Origin of the sequence: Micromonospora sp. CA-249363 (genome assembly GCF_050950185.1) — a bacterium.
Classification (GTDB): domain Bacteria; phylum Actinomycetota; class Actinomycetes; order Mycobacteriales; family Micromonosporaceae; genus Micromonospora.
This window is the reverse complement of sequence record NZ_CP192020.1, coordinates 5,386,453-5,409,695: the sequence shown is the minus strand read 5'-3', so window position 1 is coordinate 5,409,695 and position 23,243 is coordinate 5,386,453. Positions and strand designations below refer to the sequence as shown.

Here is a 23,243-nt window from a genome sequence, read left to right as displayed (position 1 = left end):
GATACCCGCCGGCCGGGGGCCCCGGTGAGTCGGTCAGACCCGTGCGCCGATGTGGATGGCCACCGCGTCGTGCGCCGGCACGCTCGCGGCGAACCAGCCGTTGCTGTCCACGGTGATCACCGGGCCGCTGCACGATCCGTTCGTGTACGTGCCGTGGATGACGTCGCAGTACCGGCCGGCGGGAAGTCCGGTGTAGTACGAGCGGCCGTTCACCGCCGAGTCCTCGTCGTTGACCGTGACGTAGCCCTTACCGCTGCGGCTGAACGCGATGTGGTTGTTGCCGTTGTCGTACCAGTTGGCCACGCCGGCGCCCTCGGTGGCGTTGCGGAAGCCGACCATGTTGGCGATCACCGGCCAGCGGTGCTCGCACTCCCAGCCCGAGTAGCAGGTGGTGTTCACGGTCTTGTTGCTGCCGTCCGAGGGCGGGCCGGCGTCCCGGTCGCTGAAGGTGTAGCTGGACATGACGGTCGGCGACCCGTACGGCCAGGCCAGCATGAAGGCGTTGGCGAGGGCGTAGATGCCCCGGTCGCGGTAGGTGAGCACCCCGCCGGAGTCGCGCTGGGTGTCGTGGTTGTCCACGAACACCGAGGCCGAGCCGCTGGGCAGGTGCCCCCAGCCCTCGCCGAAGTTCTTCAGGTAGGCGAGCCGCTCGGAGCGGAACACCCGGGCCAGGTCCTTGCCGTAGCGGAACTCGTGCACGTCGCCGTTGCCGGTGTACTCGGTCGGCTGGATCGGCTCGCCGGCGCCGTAGATGACCTCCTGCACGATGTACGCGGAGCGGGACAGCTTGCCCTTGATGGCGGCGATGTCGGCGGCCGGCATGTGCTTGCTGGCGTCCATCCGGAAGCCGTCCACGCCGAGGGAGAGCAGGTCGTTGAGGTACGACGCGATCTTCGTACGGACGTAGTCCGACTCGGTCTTCAGGTCGGACAGGTTGACCAGCTCGCAGTTCTGCACCTCGTACCGGTCGTTGTAGTTGGCGATGTCGTCGCCGCCGTTGCGTCCGCAGTGGTGGAAGTCCTGGGTCTGGTAGATGCCCGGGTAGTCGTAGTGCGAGTACGACGAGCCGGCCCAACCGGTGCCGCCGTTGTCCTGGCCGGACATGTGGTTGATGACGGCGTCGACGATCACCTTCACGCCGGCCGCGTGACAGGTGTTCACCATCGACTGGAACTGGGCCCGGGTGCCCTTGCGGGACTCGATCCGGTAGCTGACCGGCTGGTATGCCATGTACCACTGGTTGCCCCGCACGTGCTCCTGCGGGGGCGAGACCTGCACGTAGCCGTAGCCCTTGGGGCCGAGCGTGCTCTGGCACTCGCTGGCGACCGACGGCCAGTTCCACTCGAAGAGCTGGACGATGACCTTCTTCGTGCCGGACGGGCTGGCGACGGCCGGGGACGCCGGCGCGGTGAGGGGGACCAGCAGGCTGGCGACCAGGCCGAGGGCGAGGATCGCCGAGCTGCGTCGACGGTGGCGCATCGGGACTCCTGAGGGGAGCGGGGGTGGGGGTGGTGGTGCGGCGGGGGAGCGCAGGGCTGCTCGAATCTTGCAACCGATGCTGAAATTTGCCGAAAGGTTACAAGCGTGTTGCAAGGACTGTCAATGCATGGACCTGCGTCACTGCGTGTCACGCGGGGGGAGCCGCACAACGCACCGCGACACCACTTGGTTCGATCGCGGCCCAGAATTTTTTCCCGCCGGGTGATCCGCGCGCGCCGTCGGTCCGTACTGGATGGGGGAGCAGGGGTCGGCCGGTGGTACGCCGCCGCGAGACGATCGAGGAGCAGATGGCCCGGGCAAAGCAGAACCAGAAGGCCACCGAGGTCCGGACCAGCACCAGCAGTCGGGGGGTGCGGACCAGGTCCCGCTCGGCGACGACGTTGCTGATCGCGTCGATGCTCGCCGCGTTCTGGGCGGCGACCATGCTGACCGGCGCCGGTCAGATGGCGTACGCGTACGGCTTCTTTTTCACCGAGTTCTTCGCCGGCGTGATCGCCCTGGTGTCGCTGAGTCTCACCGTGATGCTGGGACTGCTCGCCACCGACCGGCTGGTGCTGAACATCTCGCACCGCGTACTGATGCAGTCCGCGCACCGCGCCACCGGCGTCCTGGGTACGGCCGGACTGCTCTTCCATGTGCTCACCAAGATCGCCACCGGCCGCGCCGCGGCGACCGACTCGCTGATCCCGTTCATCGGCGGCCGGGGGCTCTACGTCGGCCTCGGTACGGTGGCCGCCCTGCTCATGGTCAGCGTGATCTGGACCGGCATCATCCGTGCCCGCTTCGCCGGCGTCGGTCCGAAGTGGCTGTGGCGTGCCCTGCACTCCGCCGCGTACCTCGCCTGGCCCTTCGCGATCTTTCACGGCCTCAACGCCGGTCGGGCCGCGGCGTCCTGGGTCGTCCTCAGCTACTTCGCGTGCGTCCTGCTCGTCGTGTTGGCGCTGCTGGTGCGGCTCTCGGTCACCATCGGCCGGCGCAGTCGCGAGCAGCACCAGGCCGCCGTGCGCAACGCCGCGCTGGCCGGACGGGGCACCGACGAGGGCCGGGGCCGCTCACTGCTGGCCGGCCTGGGTCGCCGCCGCGACAAGAGCGAGGACAAGCGTCCGGCCTGGGCGGAGGCCACCACCGCCACGTGGGCGGCGCCGACCGGTCCGCGCCGGCGGGACCCCGAGCGGTTCACCGTTCCGGTGGTGCCCGAGCCCGGCTCGCTGGTCGAGCCGGCCCGGCCCAGCCGGCGGCGTCGGGACGAGGAGCCGGCCGCCCGGCAGGGCCGCCGCGAAGAGATGGAGACGACGGCGACCCGCCGCGCCGCCCGTCGCAGCGCCGAGGAGGAGGTGGAGCCGGTGACGCGGCGACGCGCCTCGCGCGACCGGGACGAGGAGACCGCCGCGCCGGGGCGGCGCCGCGCCGAGGAGCCGGCGGCCGAGCGGAGCGGTCGACGGTCCCGCACCGAGGACGAGGGCACCAGGTACTCGGCCCCGCCGCGACGGGCCGCCGACGAGCCCGAGGAGCCGTGGGACAGCCCGCGTCGCTGGCAGGCCGCCGAGCCGATCTCGGCCGGTCCGGTCTCCGCCGAGCCGATCTCGGCCGGCCCGATCTCGAGCGGCCCCATCTCGGCGGCCCCGCGCAGCGGCAGCGGCCGGCACAGCGCCGAGGACGACCTGCCGGAGGAGCCGGACTACTGGCGTCCGCCGGCCCGGTACGTCCCCGAGGACGTGCAGCCACCGGTCGACGACACCCCGACCCTCGTCGACCTGGCGTCACGGCGCGCCAAGCGGGCCGCCGGCGAGGGCCGGTCGAAGCGCCGCAAGGCCAGCGCGGACGCGGTGGACGGGGCGTACTGGGCCGGACTGCGGGGTGAGGCGAAGTGATGCGGACGACCGTCCCTCCGGTGGCCTGCGTCGGTGAGCCTCGACTGACCGCCGGGTTCGCCGAGTTCGGTCGCCTCGACCTGGCCGCGCACGAGGAGGTGCACGGGCCGATCGGCCCGATGGAGCCCGCGCAGCTCCTGCGGCTGGCCGAGGGCATGCAGCTCAAGGGCAAGGGCGGCGCGGGTTTCCCGTTCGCCCGCAAGCTGCGCGCCGTACTCGAGTCCTGCGAGCGCCAGGACCTCGCCGCGGTGGTGGTGGTCAACGCCAGCGAGGGTGAGCCGGCGAGCTGGAAGGACAAGGTGCTGCTGACCCGGGCTCCGCACCTGATCCTCGACGGGGCCGCGCTGACCGCGTACGCGCTGGACGCCGACGAAATCGTGATCGGGGTGGCGGACGACGGGGTCGGCCGGGACTCGCTGATGGAGGCCCTCGACGAGCGCCGGATGCCGGTGCCGACCACGATCGTCACCGTGCCGCACCGGTTCATCTCCGGTGAGGGCGGTGCCCTGGTCAACGGGATCAACGGGCTGCCGCACATCCCGCCGGGCACCAAGAAGCGCTCCAGCGACTCCGGGGTCAGTGGCCTGCCCACCCTGCTGTCCAACGCCGAGACGTTCGCCCAGCTGGCCGTCGGCGCACGACTCGGCCCGTACGAGTACGCGGCGCTCGGCACCGACGACGAACCCGGCACCGTGCTGCTCACCGTGACCGGCGCGGCGGGCCGGCCGGCCGTGGTGGAGTGCACCGCCGGCATGCCGCTGCGCGACGTCCTCGACCTGTGTGAGGTCCCGGACGTCCAGGGCATCCTGATGGGCGGCTACCACGGTAAGTGGATCACCGCGGAGGCGGCGGAGAAGGCCGAGGTCTCCCGCAAGGGCCTCGCCGCGGTCGGCGGCGCCCTCGGCGCGGGCATCATCATCCCGGTCGGGCTCGACACCTGCCCGCTCGGTGAGGCCGCGCAGGTGGTGCGCTACCTGGCCGGCGAGTCCGCCGGCCAGTGCGGCCCGTGCAAGATGGGCCTGCCGGACCTGGCCCGCGCGGTCGACCTGGCCGTGGCCGGCAGCCAACCGGCCGACGTCGTCCGTGCCGCCGCGGGCGAGGTCAAGGGTCGGGGCGCGTGCAGCCATCCCGACGGTACGGCCCGGTTCGCGCTCTCCGCGATCGAGGTCTTCGCCGAGGACCTGCGGTTGCACAGCACCGGCGACGGCTGCGGCCGGCGGGTGAAGGGCGTCATGGGGCTGCCCGGGGCGCCGGACCCCGACCCGCAGAAGCTCACCCTGGACTGGTCCCGCTGTGACGGGCACGGCCTCTGCGCGCACGTGGTGCCGGACTTCATCCGGCTCGACGCCAACGGCTACCCCGCCTTCCCGGCCACGCCCGTGCCGACCTGGCTGCGCGAGGGCGCCCTCAAGGCCGTCAAGGTCTGCCCGGAACTCGCCCTGCGTCTCGCCAAGGCTGAGTAGGCAACGGCACTGACCACCACACCCGTCGAACGGAGCTGCGGATGCGCAAGCGGATCGGGCGGACGGCGGCGGCCCAGCCGCCCCGGGTCGCCATCGTGGGGGCGCTCCTCGCCGCCCTGCTCGCCACGACAGCCTGCACCGGCACGGTGCCGCCCGATGCTGCCGCCGCCGGGACCGCGCCGGCCACGACCAGCTCCCCGACCCCCTCCGCTACCCCCTCGGCCGACGCGTCGTCGGCCCCGGCGGCCCCGGTCCCGGACACCCTGCGCTTCACCGGTACGATCCTCGCCGGCAGCGCCTTCGACGCGACGCGACTGGCCGGCCGGCCGGTGGTGCTCTGGTTCTGGGCGCCGTGGTGTGCCACCTGCGCCAGCCAGGCGTGGACGGTGGCCGAGATCGCCCCGAAGTACCGGGACACCGTGCCGATCGTCGGCGTCGCCGGACTGGGCGAGCAGCGCGACATGAAGAACTTCGTCACCGAGTTCGACCTCGGCGACATGCCCCAGATCGACGACCGCAAGGGCGTGCTCTGGAAGCGGTTCAAGGTCACCGAACAGAGCATCTTCGTGATCATCGACGGGAACGGCAAAGTCGTCCACCAGGGCTTCCTGGACGGTGAGTCGCTCACCGCCCGCGTCGCCGCGCTGGCTGGGGCGTGACCGGCCCGCTGCTGCTCGCGCTGACCGCCGGGATGCTCGGCGCGGTCAACCCGTGCGGCTTCGCGCTGCTGCCCGCGTACCTCTCGCTGCTGGTCGCCGGGGCGTCGGACGCCCGCGGCGCGGTCGGCCGCGCGCTCACCGCGGCGGCCGGGCTGACCCTCGGGTACGTGGTGGTCTTCGGCGCCTTCGGTCTGGCGCTCGCGCCGCTGGCCGGTTGGCTGCGGCCCCGGCTGCCGTGGCTGACGGTGGTGCTCGGACTGCTGCTGGTGGCGGCCGGTTGCTGGCTGCTCGCCGGCCGGCGGTTGCCCGCGCCGGGCTGGACCGCGCGAGCGCCCCGGCTGACCAGGTCGTGGCCGTCGATGGCGCTGTTCGGGGCGGCGTACGCGCTGGCCTCGCTGGGCTGCGCCATCGCGCCCTTCCTGGCCATCGTGGTGACCAGCCTCCAGGCCGGCTCGACCGGGCGCGGGCTGGCCCTGTTCGGCGCGTACGCCCTCGGGATGGGCCTGGTGGTCGCGGTCGCCGCGGTCGGTGTGGCGCTGCTGCGTGACGGGCTGGTGGCGCGGTTGCGCGTGGCCGGCGCGCTGGTGCCCCGGCTCAGCGGTCTGGTGCTGCTGCTGGCGGGTGCTTACGTCGCCTGGTACGGCTGGTACGAGCTACGGCTCGCCGCCGGCCGTCGCGACGCCCTGCACGACCCGGTCATCCGAGTGGCTGCCCAGATCCAGCGAGCCCTGGCCGACACTGTGGATCGGGCCGGCCCGGCGCTCCTGCTGGCCGCCCTGGCCCTGCTCCTCCTGGCAGCCCGCACCGCACGCTCCCGCCGTCATGTCCGCGATCTTGCACTTTCTGTCGCCTCAAAAGACGCGGATCGGGGCATCGAGACGACAGAAAGTGCAAGATCGGCGGGGTGAGCTGGTCTAGCGCCGGGGCGGGCCGGAGGGGTGGAGTTGGTCTTGACATCTGGGTGTGATCGTCGGAGCCTGACTGACAACGTTGTCACCACCGAAGGGCCACCATGCGTCTATCCGAATTCGAGCTGAGCAGGCGGCGGCTGCTCATCCTTGGCGGCGCCATCGGCGCTGGACTCGCCACCGCCCGACCCGCCGCCGCCCAGGCCGCGTCAGCCGCCACCACCCCACCGGCCGCGCCCACCGGCCCGGTCGCCCACACCTACCACGCGCTGCTGCTCGCCCACACCCGATGGGTCGAGGAGCAGTGGGATCCGGCGATCAACGCGTACCGCCTCGCGGACTTCAGGTTCGCCGTCGTCCTCGGTAACGCGGTCCTGCTCATCTCGCCCGGGTACGACGCCGCGGCAGCAGGCGTCGACCGGGACACGCTGCACGCCCGTACCATCGCCACCATCCGCCGGTTCGCGGCCACCAACCGGCTCGCCGGCGGCACCGAGTGGGGCCGACAGCTGTTCTGGGACAGCACCTTTGAGCTGTACTTCGTCCTGGCCGCCCGACTGCTCTGGTCCGACCTGGACGAGGTGACCCGCAACAACGTCGACCGCATCGCCCGCGGACAGGCCGCGTACGCCCACTCCCTCGGCACCGGCAACGACCCGCTGAGTGGCAGTTGGACGCCGAACGGCAGCACCGGTGGCTGGATCGGTGACACCAAGCTCGAGGAGATGGGGGTCTACGCCCAGGCGATCGCGCCCGGCCTGGCCTGGGCGCCGGACGACCCCGCGGCCGCGGCGTGGCGCGAGCGGTTCTCGATGTGGACGCTCAACGCGACCGGACTACCGGCAGCCGACCGCGCCAACCCCGCCGTCGTCGACGGGCGGGCGATCGCGGACTGGAACACCGCCCACAACATCCACGACACGTTCCTCGTCGAGAACCACGGCTCCTTCGGCCCGCACTACCAGGAAGAACTGTGGCGTACCGCGGGTCGTACCGCGGCGCACTTCCTGACCGCCGGCCAACCGCTCCCCGAGGCGCTCACCCGGCAGCCCAGCGGCGACCAGCTGTGGCGGACCATGCGGCTGCTGGCCAGCGATGCCGGCGAACCCTTCATGCCGATGGTCGCGGACCGCTACCACCTGTACGGCCGTGATGTCCTGCCGCTCGCCTTCCTCGCGCAGGTCCAGGGCGACCGGCACGCCGCCCGCGCCGAGGCGGACCTCGCCGACCGGCTCATGCCCTACCTGAACTACCCGCCCGAGAATCGGCTCACCAAGTTCAGCGGCGAGCCGAAGTACGAGCCCGAAGCCCGGGCCGAAGTCGCCATCAGTTACCTCTTCCACTCCTGGCGGGCGGCCAACGGCGGCGTGATCCAGCCGGTCGCCAGCGCCGCGTTCTTCTCGGCGGCGGCGGGCACGCGGGACTTCGGGGAGCAGGCCGGGCTGACCGCCCACCAGACCCCGGCTGCCTTCGCCGCGGCGGTCAGCAAGACCGGATTCGTCTCGTTCCAGTGGGCGCCCGCCCACGACAACTGGTTGTTCGACACCCGGGCCGCCTCGCTGCTGCCGAGGCAGTCCGCGCCGGTCCTCGGCCGCACCTCCGCCGCGTACACCGTGGCCCGGGACGGTGTCGACGCCACGGCGACCGTTCTGCGCGTCGCCGGCGGCACCGCCGGATACGTCACGCTGCCCACCGGTACGGTCGTGTACGCCACCACCGGCACCGGCGCCGACGAGGGCACGCTCACCCTGTTCAACCTGGACATGCCCGGCGTACCCGGGCTCACCGGCACCCGTACCTTCACCGGCGAACAGGGGTCCGTCGCCCTGGCCGGACAATCGGGCGTCGGCGACGGCGGCACCGACCAGATCAGCTTCGCGCCTCGTTCAGCCCGGTACGTGCGGATGCTCGGCCGGTCACCCGCCACCCAGTACGGCTACTCGCTGTTCGCCTTCGCCGTGCTCGACGCCGGTCAGGTCGACCGCGCCGTCGGCCGGCCCACCACGGCCTCGTCCGCCGACCCCGCCTACCCCGCGGCGCGGGCGACCGACGGCAACCCCGGCACCCGCTGGGCGGTCGCCCGGGAGGAACGGGCCCGCGCGGACAGTTGGCTCGCCGTCGACCTCGGCGAGGCTGTCGACATCAGCGGCGTACGCCTGGACTGGGAGTCCGCGTACGGCACCCGCTACGTCATCCAGACCTCTCTCGACGGCACCGACTGGAGCGACGCGGCGGTGGTGCCGGACAGCCCGACCATCGCCGGCTCCTGGCTGGACGTCGACGGACGAGCGGGTCTGGTGGTCCACAACGCCCAGAACCCGATCACCGTGACCGCCACCACCGTCACCCTGTCCAGCGGACCGGCCACCGGCAGCACTCGGCTGATCGTCGAGGGGTACGCGGGCGCGAGCCGGTCGGCCCTGGCCGCCGCGGCGTCCCGAACCCTGCCCGGCGGTGGCCCGGAGGCGTTGCGGGTGAGTGACGCGGACGGCTACCTGAGCCTGTTCAACCTGTCCGACGAAGACGTGACAACGGCGGCCGTCACGCTGTCGCAGGGCGCCACGCTGCGGCTGTACCACGGAAGCCAGGTCACCGGTTCGGGAACCACCGACTACCAGGTCGACCTTGCCGCCGCCACCGCACGCGTCGAGCCGCCCCGGTTCACCGCGACCGCGGCACAGCCGGGGGAGGCGATTCCGGCCGGTACCCGGTTCGAGGTCACCGACTCGCACCATGTCCGAGTCACCGCACCCGCCGGGCACATCGTGAAGGTGCAGCTGGAGTCCGCGGTCGGCGGCGCCCGACAGCGCGTGACGGTTCCCGCCGGTCACCGCAAGGACGTGGCCTTCGGGGGTGGAACGGTGACGCCGACCAACGACCTGGCCCGGTCTCGGACCACCTACCCGACCTCACCGCTGCCGGCCGGCATGACCGACCCGTCGGCCGCCGTCGACGGCGACCCGGGGACCGCCTGGCAACCCGGCCCGAACGGCCGAATGGTGATCGACCTCGGATCGCCGCAGGAACTGGCCTCGGTCCGCCTGACCTGGACCCCTGGTCGACGGCGGCCGATCACCGTGGCCACCTCGACCGACGGGCTCGGCTACGTGACGGTCGCCTCGGTGCCGAAGCCGAAGCCCGAGACCACCATCTCGACCGGGTCCTCCGCCCGGTACCTGGCGATCACGATCGCCGACTGGCAGCCCGGTGACGCCCGACTGACCTCCGCGGAGGTGGTCGGCGCCTGAACCGTCGGGAAGGACGGCGGGGCTGGTGCGGATCGCACCAGCCCCCCCGTCGACACACCCGCGATCTTGCACTTTCTGTCGCCGCAAAAGACGCGGATCGGGGCATTGAGACGACAGAAAGTGCAAGATCGGCGGGGTGAGTGGGTCTAGCGCGGGGTCAGGCGGTCGGTTCCCAGGCGGTCCTGGAGAACCTTGGGGATCAGGACGCTGCCGTCGGCCTGCTGGTACTGCTCCAGGATGGCCGGGAACAGGCGGCTCGTGGCCAGGGCGGAGCCGTTGAGGGTGTGCACGAAGCGGGTCTGCTTGCCACCCGGCTCGCGGTAGCGGATGGCCGCCCGGCGAGCCTGGTAGTCGCCGGCCCAGGAGACCGACGAGACCTCCTTGTACTTGCCGGTGCTCGGCATCCACACCTCGATGTCGAGGGTCTTCTTCATGGAGGCGCTGGCGTCACCGGCCGAGAGCAGCGTGCGCTGGTAGTGCAGACCCAGCCCCTCGACCAGGCTCTCGGCGTGGGCGAGCATCTCCTCCAACGCCGCGTCCGCCTGCTCCGGCAGGGTGAACTGGAAGATCTCCACCTTGTTGAACTGGTGCCCGCGCACCGTCCCGCGCTCGTCCGAGTGCGATCCGGCCGACTCCCGGCGGTAGCACGGCGTGTACGCGAACGCCTTCAGCGGCAGCTTCGCGGTCTCCAGGATCTCATCCTGGTACGCGCCCAGGATCGCCGTCTCCGACGTGGGCAGCAGGAACTGCCCGCGCGGCGCGGAGGCGGCGTCCAGGTGGTAGACGTCGTCGTAGAACTTGGGGAACTGGCCGGCGGCGAACCCGGCCGAGTCGAGCAGCAGGTGCGGCGGGAGCAGGAACTCGTACCCGGCCTTGATGTGCTGGTCGACGAAGTAGTTGAGCAGCGCCCACTCCAGCCGGGCGCCGATCCCCGTGTAGATCCAGAAGCCGGAGCCGCCGAGCTTGACGCCGCGCTCGTAGTCGACCAGGCCGAGCGCCCGGGACAGCTCCACGTGGTCGCGGACCTTCTCGATCACCGGCGGCTCGCCGAAGGTCTTGACGACCCGGTTGGCCTCCTTGCCGCCGGGCAGGATGTCGTCGGCGGGCAGGTTCGGCAGCTCGCTCATCGCGTCGCGCAGCCGCGCCTGCACCTCGTCCAACTGGGACTCCAGGTCGGCGAGCTGCTTACGCTCGGCGTCCGGCGCGGAAACCTGCGGCTCCGTGCCGGCGCGCTTGGCCTGCGCGTACGCCCGGGCCTCGGCCTTGCGGCGCTGCCGCTCGGCGTCGATTTCCGTGATCAGGGCGCGGCGTTCCTGGTCGAGCCGCTGGATCTCGTCCAGGGAACGGTTGACCTCGGCGGGATCCAGTCGCTTCGCCAACGCGGTCGCCACCGCCTCGCGATCCTTCCGGATCAACTCCATGTCGAGCATGCTGCTCCGTACGCCTCCGTCCGGGGTTCACTGGTGAACCATCAGATGTTACCGTCGCGCACGTTTCCACCCGACTACGGGGAGCGCGACCGGTTTCTACAGCCGGATCGGCATCAGCACGGAGAAGGTGTCCTCATCGTCCGGGCGGCGGACGGCCAGCGGGGCGATCGGCCCGTCCAGCTCCAGCACCAGTTGCGGGCCGCCGGCCGCGTCCAGCGCGTCGAGCAGGTACTCGCCGTTCACCCCGAACCGCAGCCCGCCGTCCGCGTCGTCGGCCGACCGGGCGTCCGTCCCGGCGGTGGGCAGCTCGGCCGGGTGCAGCAGGCGCAGGCCGCCCGCCTCGTCGAGGCCCAGCACGGACACCGCCAGCGGCGTGCCCGCGTACTCGCGGGCCAGCGTGGGAGCGGCCGGGTCGCGCAGCGCGGCGCGCAGTGCCCCCACGTCGACCGGGATGCGGTACGCGGCCGGCCGCGCGCCGACGGCCTCGCGCAGCAGCCGCCGGTAGTCCGGGAAGTCGTACGGCAGGGCGACGCCCGTGAGCGTCCGGCCGGCCGCCATCACCCGCAGCTCAGGCCCGGCCACCGTCAGTCGTACCGGCCCGTCGTCGGTGTCCAGGAGCCGGCGCAGCCGGTCGACGAGGTCCACCGGCACCAGCACCCGTGCGGGCGGCCCGTCGACGGCGGCCCCGGCCCGGGCCAGCGCGAGGCGGTGCCGGTCGGTGGCGACCAGCCGTACCGCGTCCGGCTCGACGTCGAGCAGCACCCCGGACAGGGCCGGCAGCTCCGGGTCGACGCCGACCGCGAAGCGCACGGCGTCGAGCGCGGCGGCGAACTCGGCGGGGGAGAGCAGCAGCGTGGTCACCACGGCCGGAGCCGGATCGACAATGGTCCGCAGCCGCGTGATCTCGCGACGTGCGTCGGCGAGCCCGTCGGCCAGCCGGCGCAGGTGCGCGTCGAGCAGCCGGTGCACCTCGGCCGGCTCGGCGCGGACGGCGGCGGCGATGTCCGGCACCGGCATACCGACCCGGCGCAGTCCCGCGACCAGCCGGGCCGGCCCGATCTGCGCGTCGGTGTACCAGCGATAGCCGGTCACCGGGTCGACCAGGGCCGGCGTCAGCACGCCCGCCGAGTCGTAGAAGCGCAGCGCGCTGACGGTCAGGCCGCTGGCCCGGGCCAACTCGCCGATGCTGTGCAGGTCGCTCACCACGTCGGGCATCCTGCCCCCTCGACCTGGTCGAGGGTCAAGCGGCGGGCTCCGTGCCCCGCGTCGCCGCCCCCGCCCCCGCCCCCGCCGCCGTCTCGGGAGCCGGCTCGGTCGGGGCCGCCCCCGGAGCCGGCTCGGCCGGGGCCGCCTCGGGAGCCGGCTCGTCCCGCTTCAGCACCCGGAAGGTGAGCCCGGCGCGGACCAGCCGGTCGAGCAGCGCGTCCCCCATGGCGGTGACCGGGGTGAGCTGACCGGCGGTCGGCGGCAGATCGTCCAGCGCCAGGCACAGCGCCGACTCGGCGAGCATCTTGGCCGTCTCGTCGTAGCCCGGGTCGCCGCCCGCGACCTCGGTCACCACGCGCTGGCCGCCCCCGGTGCCGACGAACCGGACCCGGAACCAGGACGACGCCCGCTGCTGCGCGCTGGGCCCCTGCCCGGAGGCGAGCCGCCCGAGCAGCCACCGCCGGGTGGGCGGCACCTTCACCAGGCCGATCAGCGCGCCGAGCCCCACCGCGCCGACGAGCACCGTCGGCAGCCGCTTCAGCGCCGCGAAGTGCCGGTAGCGGAAGTCCGGCCCGTACTCCGGGCGGGCCGCGGCCGACCGGCGGACGACCTGCGGATCGATGGTGGGCAGCGGCACGGTCCAGATGCCCAGCTCCGCCGAGCGGGCCAGCCGGCCGGGCACCGCGCGGACCCGCCGGTCGGTGGGACGGGGCTCGACCGCCCGGCGGGCCCGGGCGGCCCGGCTGGCCTCCCCGGTCCGGGCGAAGGCGGTGAGCGCGGAGTGGTACGTGCCACCGGAGAACCGGGCGCCGGCCCGCACGTAGCCGTCCACGGTGATCGGTACGCCGGCCGGCAGCTGCTTGACGGTGAACCAGACGCCCAGGTCGTGCGGGACGGAGTCGAACCCGCAGGCGTGCACCAGGCGGGCGCCCGTGCGGGTCGCCTCGGCGTGGTGGCGGACGTACATCAGGTCGACGAACTCCGGTTCACCGGTGATGTCCAGGTAGTCGGTGCCGGCGCGGACGCAGGCCGCGACCAGTGGCTCCCCGTGGTGGACGTACGGGCCGACGGTGCTGGCGACCACCCGGGCGCTCTCGGCCACCACGCGCAGCGACCCGGCGTCGGTCACGTCGGCGTGCAGCAGCGACAGGTCGGCGAGCGCGGGGTCGATCGCGGCGAGCCGGTCGCGTACGGCGGCGAGGCGACCGGGGTCGCGCCCGGCCAGCGCCCAGCGCAGTCCGGGTGGCGCGTGTCGGGCCAGGTACTCGGCCGTCAGCCCGCCCGTGAAGCCGGTCGCGCCGAACAGCACCACGTCGTACGCCCGCTCGCCAGTCATTCCCCGAGTCTGCCACCGGTCATCGTCCCGCGCCGATCCCCGTGCGGTCGGGTCAGGGCGTGAAGACGGCCCGGACGCAACCGTCGGCGCGCTCGGCGAACAGGGCGTACCCCGAAGGGGCGTCCGCGAGCGGCAGCCGGTGGGTGGCCAGGTGCTCGGTGCGCAACTCGTCGCGGGCCATCCGGTGCAGCAGCATCGGCACGTCCCGCAGGTCCGGCCGGCGCGCCCCGCGCACCGTGAGCCGCTTGTCGGTGATCGTGCCCAGGACGAACGCGTCCCCGCACCCGTCGTTTCCGCCGAGCACGACCACCACGCCGTCCTTGCGGCAGGCGTGCACCGCCTCGCGCACCGGGTCCGGACGGTCGCCGCCGGCCAACCGGTCGACGACCGAGCGGGGCGGCGGCGGGCCGACCGCGACCACGCAGACGTCCGGGCCCCGCCCGCCGCTGCGCTCGCGCAGCTCCGCCGTCACATCGGTACGGCGGTAGTCCAGCGGCTCCGCCCCGGCGTGCCGTTCGGCCATCCGCAGCCGCTCCTCGTGGCGGTCGACGACGAGCACCCGGGCCGCGCCCCGCAGCACGGCGGCGTGGGCGGTCAGCTGGCCCACCGCGCCGGACCCCCAGACCGCCACCACGTCGCCGGGTCGTACCTCGCCCAGTTCGGCCGCCAGCCAGGCGGTCGGCGCCGCGTCGGCGGCGAAGAGCGCGCGGTCGTCGTCGACCGCGTCCGGGACCCGAAAAGCGCCGACGTCGGCGTACGGCACCCGCACGTACTCGGCGTGTCCACCGGCGAAGCCGCCCGCCGCCCGGGGGCGACCGAAGCAGCCGGCGTCCGGACGGTCCCAGCCCGGATCGGCGCTCGCCACGTCGACGCCGGCGTTGTCGCAGCACGAGTGCCGTCCCTGGCGGCAGTACCAGCAGCCGCCGCACGCCACGCCCGCGCCGACCACCACCCGGTCGCCGATCCGGTGCCCCCGGATCGCCGGGCCGGCCTCGACCACCTCACCCAGGAACTCGGCCCCCAGCACGTCACCGGTGCTCAGCAACGGGTCCCGTCCCGCGAGCAGGGGCAGGTCACCGCCGCAGGTGGCGCTGCGGCGGACCCGGACGATGACGTCCCGGTCGTTGCGCACCTCCGGGTCGGGCACCTCGCGTACGGCCAGCTCGTCGGCCGCCACCCAGCACAGCGCCCTCACCCGGGGGCCCTCGGGCGGTCCAGCGCCGAGCGGTCCGCGCGCAGCACCTCGCCGGCCTCCGCGCGTTGCTTGACCTGCCGCAGCGTCCGCCGGACCAGCAGCTGCGGGTCGTCGCCGACGAGGTGGGCGGCGAGTCCGGCCGTCGCGGCGGGACGGGCCAGCGGCCGGGCGGCCAGCTCGGTGCCCCGGTCACCGGGCGCCGGTCGCACCCGCACCTCCACCACGCCGTCCAGGCGGCGCAACGGCTCCGGCCACCGGCCGTCGGGAAGCACCTGCCCCGGGGGCCGGTCCACGGTCACGACCTCCCACCCGGCCGCGGTCAGGTCGCGGTCCGCGTCCGGCCGCCCACGACGACGGGGTACGCGCAGCAGCCGCGCCGCGCCGGCCAACGCGCCGCCGCCGAGCGCCGATCCCGCCCGTGTCACCCGTCTCCTGCGTCCCATCGGTCCTCCCGGTCCACGTCCCCCGATCGTCGGTCGGGCCCGGGTGAAGCGGGCTCGCCCGGAAGGGGTGAACCCGCCCGCGCCGGGTAACCGCTCGCCGACCGGGGGGTGGAACGCGGGCGGTGGGGGTGGGGGCCGGGTGCCGGATCAGCAGGAGTCCGCGCGGGTCGGCACGGCGGAGGCGCGGCAGGGGGAGCGGCGGCCGCTGCTGTCGTCGCGGCTGACGCCGACCGTGCCACCCGAGCCGGTGGTGGCCCGGCCGCGCCTGCTGCGCCGCCTCGACGAGGGCAGCGCGGGGCCGGTCACCCTGGTCGCCGCACCCGCCGGGTGGGGCAAGACGACCCTGCTCGCCTCCTGGGTGCGGCTGACCGAACCCGACGGCGCGCCGGCGCCGGCATGGGTCTCGGTGGAGGCCGGCGACGACGGCGACCGGCTCTGGGCGTACCTGGCGGCGGCCCTGCGCACGGCCACCGGCGCGGCGGACGACGACCTGGTCGCACCGCTGCCCACCGGGCCGCCGCGCCCCGACCAGCTGGAACTGCTGGCAGCCGGGCTCGCCGTCGCGCCGCGGCCCGTGCTGCTGGTCGTGGACGATCTGCACCGGATCACCGACCCGGCCGCGCTGAACGGGCTGGAGTTCCTGCTGCGGCACTCCGAGCAGCGGCTGCGCCTGGTGGTCGGCGCGCGGGCCGGCCTGCCGTTGGCCCTGCACCGGCTGCGACTCGCCGGCGAGCTCACCGAGATCGGCCCGGACGAGCTGGCCTTCACCGACGACGAGGTGGCCGACCTGCTGACCGCCCACGGCGCGCCGCTGCCCGTTGCCGCGCTACGCCGGCTGCGCGAGCGCACCGGGGGTTGGCCGGCCGCGCTGCGGATCGCCGCGCTGGCGCTGCGGGGACAGCCCGACCCGGAACGGTGGGTGGGGCAGTTCGGCGGCGACCAGCCGGAGATCGCCGGCTACCTGCACGAGGAGGTGCTGGCGGCGATCGACCCGGCCGACAAGGACCTGCTGCGTCGTACGGCCCTCGCCGAGACCGTCTGCGCCGAGCTGGCCGAGGCGTTGACCGGCCGCACGGATGCCGAACAGGCGCTGGCCGACCTGGCCGGCGCCGGTGGGCTGCTGCGTCGGGAGGACAGCCGACCGCCCTGGTACCGCTGCGACCCCCTGCTCGCCGACCTGCTCCGCGCCGAGCTGGCCCGGCTGCCCGGCGACGAGGTGCGGGAGCTGCACGCGCGGGCGTCCCACTGGTACGCGGGCGCGGACCGACCGGCCGACGGCCTCCGGCACGCCCTCGCCGCCGGCCGCTGGGACCTGGCCGCCGACCTGTTCGTCGCGCACTGGCCGGAGCTGACCCGCTACGACCACGATCCGGTTGCCGGACCGACGCCACCGTCCCCGCCCCCGGAGGCGGTCGAGGCCGATCCGGAGGTGGCGCTGGCCAGTGCCGCCGAGCGGGCGTACGCCGGTGACCTCGGCGCCGCCGCCGGCCACCTGCGTACCGCCGCGTCGTACGCGGACGCGCTGCCGACGCCACGGCGGGACCGGTTCCGGCGGCTGGCGACCGCGCTGGAGCTGACCCTGGCCCGGCTCGCCGGTGACCTGCCGCAGACCCGTGCCGCCGCCGCCCGACTGCTGCGCACCCGCCCGACCGCCGCCCCGACCGCCGGGTCACCCGACGGCCCGCCCGCTGGGCCGCTGACCGACTCCTCGAAGTCCGAGGACGCCGACCTGCGGGCGTTCACGGGCACCGCGTTGGGCCTGGTCGAGATGGCCGCCGGTGGGCTGCCCGACGCGCGGTTCGGCCGGGCCCGGGCGGCGGCCCGGGAGGCGGGCCGGCCGCGTACCGAGCTGGTCGCCGCCAGCCGCACCGCGCTGCTGCTCGCCGTGCGCGGCGACCTGCGCGCAGCGGAGCAGACGGCCCACGACGCGCTGGGCATGCCGCCGTGTCGGGGCTGGTCCTGCCGGCTCGACTGCGGCTACGCGTACCTGGCGCTGGCGGTGGTGGCCCTGCACCGCGACCAGCCCGAGGAGGCCGCCGCGAATCTCGCGCTCGCCGCACCGGCGACCGACGCGCCGGGCGGTGAGCCGGTGGCGGCGGCCGTCGTCGCGCTGTGCCGCGCGGGCCTGGCCCGCGACGCCGGTGACCCGGCTGCCGCCCAGCGGCTGCTCGTGGGCGCGCGCGAGGCGCTGCCCGACGAGCCGACCGCCGCCGAACTGTCGAGCCTGCTCCGGGCCGCCGAGGCCGACGCCCGCGCCGAGCGGGGCGATCTGGACGCCGCCCGGCACCTGCTGGCGGACGTCACCGGCGACCCGACCACCCCGGCGCTCGACGTGGCCCGGGCCCGCGTGGAGCTGCGGGCCGGCGACCTCGGCGCCGCCGGGCGCGCTCTGCCGGACTGGCAGGGGCCGCCGGCCGCCGCCTGGCCCCTTCCGGTACGCCTGGACGCCGGACTGCTGGAGGCGGTGCTCGCCGAACGGGCCGGGGACGTACGCCGGGCCGGGCGGGTCCTGGAACAGGTGCTGGACCTGGCCGGCCCGTCCGGTTCCCGCCGGGCGTTCACCCGGGCGCAGCCGTCGGTCCGGGATCTGCTGGCCGCCCACCTCGACGCGGGCACCGCGCACTTTCCGCTGGTCAGCGACCTGGTCCGAGGTGTCGAGGAGAGTACGCCCTCCTCCACGGTCGAGGTCGCCGGCCCGCTCGACGAGCCGCTCACCGAGCGGGAGTTGACCATCCTGCGGTACCTGCAGAGCATCCTGTCCAACGTGGAGATCGCCGGCGAGCTGTCGCTGTCGGTCAACACGGTCAAGACCCACGTACGCAACATCTACCGCAAACTCGGCGCGACCCGCCGGCGCGAGGCGGTCCGGCGGGCGCGCGAGCTGCGGCTGATCTGAGAGCCGCCCGGATCAACCGGCGGCCGTCAGGCGTTCGCCGCCGCGTCCACGGCGGCCAGCAGGTCGGGCAGGTCGTACCCGCCGTCGTGCCGGACGTCGTTGACGAAGAGGGTCGGCGTGCCGTTGACCCCGCTGCGGATTCCGCCCACGAAGTCCCGCCGTACGCGGTCGGCGTACGTTCGGCGTTCCACCTCGCCGTTCACCTCGTCGGTCGGCAGCCCGAGCTGCTCGACGCCGAGCGAGAGGTGGACGGGGTCCAACTGGTCCTGGTGCTCGTACAGCCAGTCGTGCATCTCCCAGAACTTTCCCCGCGCCGCCGCGGCCTCCGCCGTCTCGGCGGCCCGCTCCGCGTACGGGTGCACGTTGGCGATGGGGAAGTACCGGTAGACCAGCCGTACGGTGTCGGCGCGCTGGCGCAGCAACTCGTGCAGGTTCGGGTACGCGGCGCCGCAGAACCGGCACTGGAAGTCGCCGTACTCGATGACGGTCACCGCGGCGTCGGACGGCCCGCGGACGTGGTCCTCGACGGTCAGCGGCTCGCGGAGCCGCGCGGTGACCTGCAGTGGCGTGGTCATCCGGCCATCACCTTCCGCTCGTTGGTCAGGTTGTCCAGCGCGTCGAAGATCCCGTCCGCGCCGGGGTTGACGTCGGGGGCCGAGAGGTAGCTCCACGCCACCGTCCCAGCCGGGTCGACCACCACCAGCGCGCGGGCCGACTCGCCCCGCGGGGTGTACGCGCCGTACCGGCGGGACACCTCGCCCTTGGGCTCGAAGTCGGACAGCAGCGGGAAGGTGATTCCCTGGCTCTCGGCGAACGCCCGGTGCGACCAGATGCTGTCCACCGAGATGCCCAGCACCATGGCCTGGTACTGGTCGAACACCGGCGCTGCCGCCTGGTAGAGCGACATCTGGTCGCCGCAGACAGGGCTCCAGTCGGCGGGATAGAAGGCCAGGACGACCGGGCGACCCCGGAACTGCTCGGGGCCGGTCTGGCGCCCGTCCGGCGTGCTTGGCAGGGTGAAGCCGGGGGCGGGGTGCCCGGGTTGGATCAGCCCGTTCGGATCACTCATGCCCCCAGCCTGCCGCCGGGACGGGTGAGACGGGCTCACCCGTCCCGGGTGGTACCGCGCTCAGCGCAGGACCGGGGCGACCGCGATGTGGTTCTGGACCTCCCGGATGCCCGGCGCGGACCAGGCCACCTGCTCGATCTCGGCGCGTTCGGGCATGGAGTGCACCAGCCCGGCGAGCACCGCCGTGTCGCCGTGCACCCGGACGGTGATCCGCTCGGCCTCGGTGGCGCCGGCCCGGGCCAGCGCGTCCACGATCTTTCCGGCCAGGTTCGTGCCGTCCGGTGACGGGTTGGGCTGGACGGTGATGCCGTTGCTGACCCCACGGACGCCGGTCAGCCGGCAGACCGCGCGTTCGGCGGCCCGGCGCTGGTACTCCCACTCGACCTCACCGTGCAGCGTCACCCACCCGGCCGAGACGGTGACCTGGAGCTTCTCGATGGGCACGAAAGCGTCCCACTCCAGGGCATCGCCGGCCGCGGCGGCCAGGTCCGGGTCGGCACGTTCGTCGCTGCCGGCCAGTTGCACGGTCAGGTCGTTGGCGACCGCCCGGACACCGGCGACGCGGTGTGCGGCTCGTTCCCCCGCCCACTTCTTCGCGTAGCTGTCCACCCGTCCGCTCAGCGTGACGACGCCCTCGGCCACGGTCACGCCGATCTCGTGCGGCTGCACCCGGGGTTCCCAGGTCAACTCGTCGAGGACGGCGGACTGGATGTCCTGGTCGGTACGCGTGATCGTCGCGATGGCCATCTGTCCCTCCCATCCGCTCGTCTGCCTGGCAGACCGGGGTGTTGGCCGTGACCGGCCCGCCGAGGTCCGATGCTGCCGCTCGAACGGGTTACCCGACCTCACCCCCTGCGGGTGGGCTGGCAGGCCCGCCAGCGGTGTTGGGAGCGCTTCCATAGCGGCGTCGAATCGGTTAGGGTGAGTGCGTTCCTCGATTGCGGGAGCCTCGCGTCGGGTGGTTGGAGCCAGGGCAGCTCCGATCCGTTCCCCGCGTCGTCGTCCGTCCCCCGGGCCACGACGCGCCACCTCTGGTCGACCCGTCCCCGCGTCGCCGTGCTCGTCCCCCGGGCCGCGACGTCACTCCGGTCGATCCCTACTCCCGGGTCCCCACCCCCGAGAGGAACCACAGATGCCCAGATCACTGGCCAGCGTGGTCGTCGCCGCGCTGACCGTCGCCACGGCCGTCGTGGCGGTCCCGATCACCGCCGCGGGTTCGGCGTCGGCTCCGGCCGCCGCCGAGGCGTACACCTGGCGCAACGTCCCGGTCGGCGGCGGTGGCTTCGTGCCCGGCATCGTCTTCAACCCCACCGAGAAGAACCTGATCTACGCCCGGACCGACATCGGCGGGGCCTACCGCTGGGAGCAGGGCAGCCAGTCGTGGACGCCGCTGCTCGACTGGGTCGGCGCGGACCGCTGGGGCTACAACGGCGTGGTCAGCATCGCCACCGACCCGGTGCAGACCAACCGGGTGTACGCGGCCGTCGGCATGTACACCAACGGCTGGGACCCGAACAACGGCGCGATCCTGCGCTCGACCGACAAGGGCGCCACCTGGCAGGTCACCGAGCTGCCGTTCAAGAACGGCGGCAACATGCCGGGCCGGGGCATGGGAGAGCGGCTGGCCGTGGATCCCAACCGCAACAGCGTCCTCTACTACGGCGCCGAGGGCGGGAACGGGCTGTGGCGCAGCACCGACCACGGGGCGACCTGGGCCCGGGTCACCGCCTTCCCGAACGTCGGCAACTACCGGGCCGATCCCAGCGACCCGAACGGCTACAACGGGCAGAACCAGGGCCTGACCTGGGTCAGCTTCGACAAGAGCACCGGCACCGCCGGCACCACCACACAGACGATCTACGTGGGTGTGGCCGACAAGGAGAATCCGGTCTACCGCAGCACCGACGGTGGTGTCACCTGGGCGCGGATTCCCGGCCAACCCACCGGCTACCTGGCGCACAAGGGTGTCGTCGACCCGGTCGGCGGTCACCTCTACATCGCCACCAGCGACACCGGTGGCCCGTACGACGGCGGCAAGGGCGACGTCTGGAAGTTCACCCGGTCCACCGGGGCCTGGACGCGGATCAGCCCGATCCCCTCCACCAGCGGCGACGACTACTTCGGCTACAGCGGGCTGACCATCGACCGGCAGCGCCCCAACACCCTGATGGTGGCCACCCAGGTCTCCTGGTGGCCGGACGCGATCTTCTTCCGCAGCACCGACGGTGGGGCGAGCTGGACCCGTATCTGGGACTTCACCAGCTACCCCGAGCGGTCCAAGCGCTACACGATGGACATCAGCTCGGTGCCCTGGCTGACCTTCGGCACGAACCCGGCGCCGCCCGAGGAGACACCCAAGCTCGGCTGGATGAACGAGTCGGTGGAGATCGACCCGCACGACTCCAACCGCCTGATGTACGGCACCGGCGCCACCATCTACGGCACCACCGACCTCACCAAGTGGGACACCGGCGGTCAGTTCACGATCCGGCCGATGGTCCGGGGCATGGAGGAGACGGCCGTCCTCGACCTGGTCAGCCCGCCCAGCGGCGCGCCACTGATCAGCGCGCTCGGCGACGTCGGCGGCTTCCGGCACGTCGACCTGGACACGATCCCGTCGATGCTGTTCACCCAGCCGGTCTTCACCAGCACCACGAGCCTGGACTACGCCGAGAGCAAGCCCGCCGTGCTGGTACGCGCCGGCAACTTCACCGACTCCGACCGGCCGAACGACAGCCACGTCGCCTTCTCCACCGACGGCGGGGCCACCTGGTTCCAGGGCACCGAGCCGTCCGGCGTCAACGTCGGCGGTACGGTCGCCGCGGCGGCCGACGGCAGCCGGTTCGTCTGGGCGCCCGGCGACGCGGGCCAACGCGTCGTCTACGCGGTCGGCTTCGGCAACTCGTGGGCGCCGTCCACGGGCATCCCGGCGAACGCGATCATCGAGTCCGACCGCGTCGACCCCAACCGGTTCTACGGCTTCAGTGGCGGTCGGCTCTACCTGAGCACCAACGGCGGCGCGAGCTTCACCGCGACGGCGGCGACCGGTCTGCCCACCTCCGACGTGCGCTTCAAGGCGCTGCCCGGCAAGCTGGGCGAGCTGTGGCTGGCCGGGCCGGGCGGGCTCTGGCGGTCCACCGACTCCGGGGCCAGCTTCACCAAGCTGGGCGGCGTCAGCGCCTCCGGCAACGTCGGCTTCGGCAAGGCCGCGCCGGGGCGGACCAACCCCGCCGTCTTCCTCTACGGCACGGTGGACGGCCAACCCGGCGTGCACCGCTCCGACGACGGCGGCGCGACGTGGGTACGCATCAACGACGACCGCCACCAGTACGGCAACCCGACCGAGGCGCTGACCGGCGACCCCCGGGTCTACGGGCGTGTCTACCTGGGCACCAACGGTCGCGGCATCCTGGTGGCCGACCGCACCGGTGGCACGCCGCCTCCCACGACGCCGCCCCCGACGACGCCGCCCCCGACGACGCCGCCTCCGACGACGCCGCCTCCGACGACGCCGCCTCCGACGACGCCGCCTCCGACGACGCCGCCTCCGACGACGCCGCCTCCGACCACGCCGCCTCCCACGACGCCGCCTCCGACCACGCCGCCTCCGACGACGCCGCCTCCGGTCGGTGGGTGCGTGGCGACCTACCGGGTGACCGGCTCGTGGACGGGCGGATTCCAGGCCGAGGTCGTGGTCAGCAACCCCGGCACCGGGCCCATCGCGGGTTGGACGCTCGGCTGGACCTTCCCCAACGGCCAGCGCGTCAGCCAACTCTGGGGCGGCACCCACACCCAGACCGGGGCGGTCGTCTCGGTCGTGGACAGCGGCTGGAACGGCGCGCTCGCCGCCGGGTCCAGCACCACGATCGGCTTCCTCGGCTCCTGGACCGGCACCAACTCGCCGCCGAGCACGGTGAGCTGCACGAGTCGCTGACCCGGTGGCCCGGCTTTGTCCGGGCCACCCGAGAACACCGGTCCGCCGGGGCTGCCTGAGGGGTCCGGCACCCCGGCGGACCGGG

At 73.7% G+C, this 23,243-nt stretch carries 15 protein-coding genes and 1 pseudogene; 7 read left to right on the top strand and 9 right to left on the bottom strand.

The window, feature by feature from the left end; all coding sequences use genetic code 11:
- Positions 1-33: 33 nt before the first annotated feature.
- A complete protein-coding gene (locus ACQPZK_RS23985) occupies positions 34-1,479 on the bottom strand; it encodes an alpha-amylase family glycosyl hydrolase (protein ID WP_433535133.1) in 1,446 nt (481 codons plus the stop codon).
- A gap of 275 nt (positions 1,480-1,754) precedes the next feature.
- Between ACQPZK_RS23985 and ACQPZK_RS23980 the strand changes: the two genes are divergently transcribed.
- The 5 genes from ACQPZK_RS23980 (at position 1,755) to ACQPZK_RS23960 (ending at position 9,649) form a co-directional block, all read left to right on the top strand.
- On the top strand, positions 1,755-3,371 hold the full coding sequence (locus ACQPZK_RS23980) for a hypothetical protein (protein WP_433535132.1): 1,617 nt from the start codon (positions 1,755-1,757) through the stop codon (positions 3,369-3,371).
- Positions 3,368-4,834 carry an NADH-ubiquinone oxidoreductase-F iron-sulfur binding region domain-containing protein gene (locus ACQPZK_RS23975; protein ID WP_433535131.1) on the top strand — a complete coding sequence of 489 codons (1,467 nt, stop codon included), beginning with the start codon at positions 3,368-3,370 and terminating at the stop codon, positions 4,832-4,834. The genes ACQPZK_RS23980 and ACQPZK_RS23975 overlap by 4 nt, the downstream gene beginning before the upstream one ends.
- A 41-nt stretch (positions 4,835-4,875) precedes the next feature.
- Positions 4,876-5,493: a thioredoxin-like domain-containing protein gene (locus tag ACQPZK_RS23970; RefSeq protein ID WP_433535130.1), complete on the top strand. Its 618-nt coding sequence runs from the start codon at positions 4,876-4,878 to the stop codon at positions 5,491-5,493.
- Positions 5,490-6,401, top strand: coding sequence for a cytochrome c biogenesis CcdA family protein (locus ACQPZK_RS23965; RefSeq protein ID WP_433535129.1), 912 nt, complete (start codon positions 5,490-5,492; stop codon positions 6,399-6,401). Before ACQPZK_RS23970 ends, ACQPZK_RS23965 begins: the two co-directional genes overlap by 4 nt.
- A 104-nt stretch (positions 6,402-6,505) precedes the next feature.
- Positions 6,506-9,649, top strand: coding sequence for a discoidin domain-containing protein (locus ACQPZK_RS23960; protein WP_433535128.1), 3,144 nt, complete (start codon positions 6,506-6,508; stop codon positions 9,647-9,649).
- A 146-nt stretch (positions 9,650-9,795) separates the two neighbouring features.
- Here the strand turns inward: ACQPZK_RS23960 and serS are convergent, their stop codons facing one another.
- The 5 genes and pseudogenes from serS to ACQPZK_RS23935 all read right to left on the bottom strand — a co-directional run bounded on the left by serS (position 9,796) and on the right by ACQPZK_RS23935 (position 15,259).
- Positions 9,796-11,079 carry a serine--tRNA ligase gene (gene serS / locus ACQPZK_RS23955; protein ID WP_433535127.1) on the bottom strand — a complete coding sequence of 428 codons (1,284 nt, stop codon included), beginning with the start codon at positions 11,077-11,079 and terminating at the stop codon, positions 9,796-9,798.
- A 96-nt stretch (positions 11,080-11,175) separates the two neighbouring features.
- On the bottom strand, positions 11,176-12,294 hold the full coding sequence (locus ACQPZK_RS23950) for a MerR family transcriptional regulator (protein ID WP_433535126.1): 1,119 nt from the start codon (positions 12,292-12,294) through the stop codon (positions 11,176-11,178).
- A gap of 163 nt (positions 12,295-12,457) precedes the next feature.
- Positions 12,458-13,621: pseudogene (locus ACQPZK_RS23945) on the bottom strand (saccharopine dehydrogenase family protein); the annotation flags it as partial.
- 52 nt (positions 13,622-13,673) lie between these two features.
- Positions 13,674-14,816, bottom strand: a complete 1,143-nt coding sequence (locus ACQPZK_RS23940; RefSeq protein WP_433535125.1) for an alcohol dehydrogenase catalytic domain-containing protein — start codon at positions 14,814-14,816, stop codon at positions 13,674-13,676.
- A complete protein-coding gene (locus tag ACQPZK_RS23935) occupies positions 14,813-15,259 on the bottom strand; it encodes a hypothetical protein (protein ID WP_433535124.1) in 447 nt (148 codons plus the stop codon). Before ACQPZK_RS23935 ends, ACQPZK_RS23940 begins: the two co-directional genes overlap by 4 nt.
- 67 nt (positions 15,260-15,326) lie before the next feature.
- Between ACQPZK_RS23935 and ACQPZK_RS23930 the strand changes: the two genes are divergently transcribed.
- On the top strand, positions 15,327-18,155 hold the full coding sequence (locus tag ACQPZK_RS23930; protein ID WP_433539295.1) for a LuxR C-terminal-related transcriptional regulator: 2,829 nt from the start codon (positions 15,327-15,329) through the stop codon (positions 18,153-18,155).
- A gap of 26 nt (positions 18,156-18,181) precedes the next feature.
- On the opposite strand, the gene ACQPZK_RS23925 is transcribed toward ACQPZK_RS23930, so the two are convergent.
- Genes ACQPZK_RS23925 through ACQPZK_RS23915 form a run of 3 tightly spaced genes read right to left on the bottom strand, consistent with a single transcriptional unit; the run spans position 18,182 to position 19,971 of the window.
- Positions 18,182-18,730 carry a DsbA family protein gene (locus tag ACQPZK_RS23925; protein WP_433535123.1) on the bottom strand — a complete coding sequence of 183 codons (549 nt, stop codon included), beginning with the start codon at positions 18,728-18,730 and terminating at the stop codon, positions 18,182-18,184.
- Positions 18,727-19,224, bottom strand: a complete 498-nt coding sequence (locus ACQPZK_RS23920) for a redoxin domain-containing protein (RefSeq protein WP_433535122.1) — start codon at positions 19,222-19,224, stop codon at positions 18,727-18,729. Before ACQPZK_RS23920 ends, ACQPZK_RS23925 begins: the two co-directional genes overlap by 4 nt.
- A gap of 60 nt (positions 19,225-19,284) precedes the next feature.
- Complete coding sequence (locus ACQPZK_RS23915) at positions 19,285-19,971, bottom strand: BON domain-containing protein (RefSeq protein ID WP_433535121.1); 687 nt, start codon at positions 19,969-19,971, stop codon at positions 19,285-19,287.
- A gap of 385 nt (positions 19,972-20,356) precedes the next feature.
- On the opposite strand from ACQPZK_RS23915, the gene ACQPZK_RS23910 reads away from it, so the two are divergent.
- Positions 20,357-23,158, top strand: coding sequence for a cellulose binding domain-containing protein (locus ACQPZK_RS23910; RefSeq protein WP_433535120.1), 2,802 nt, complete (start codon positions 20,357-20,359; stop codon positions 23,156-23,158).
- Positions 23,159-23,243 lie beyond the last annotated feature (85 nt).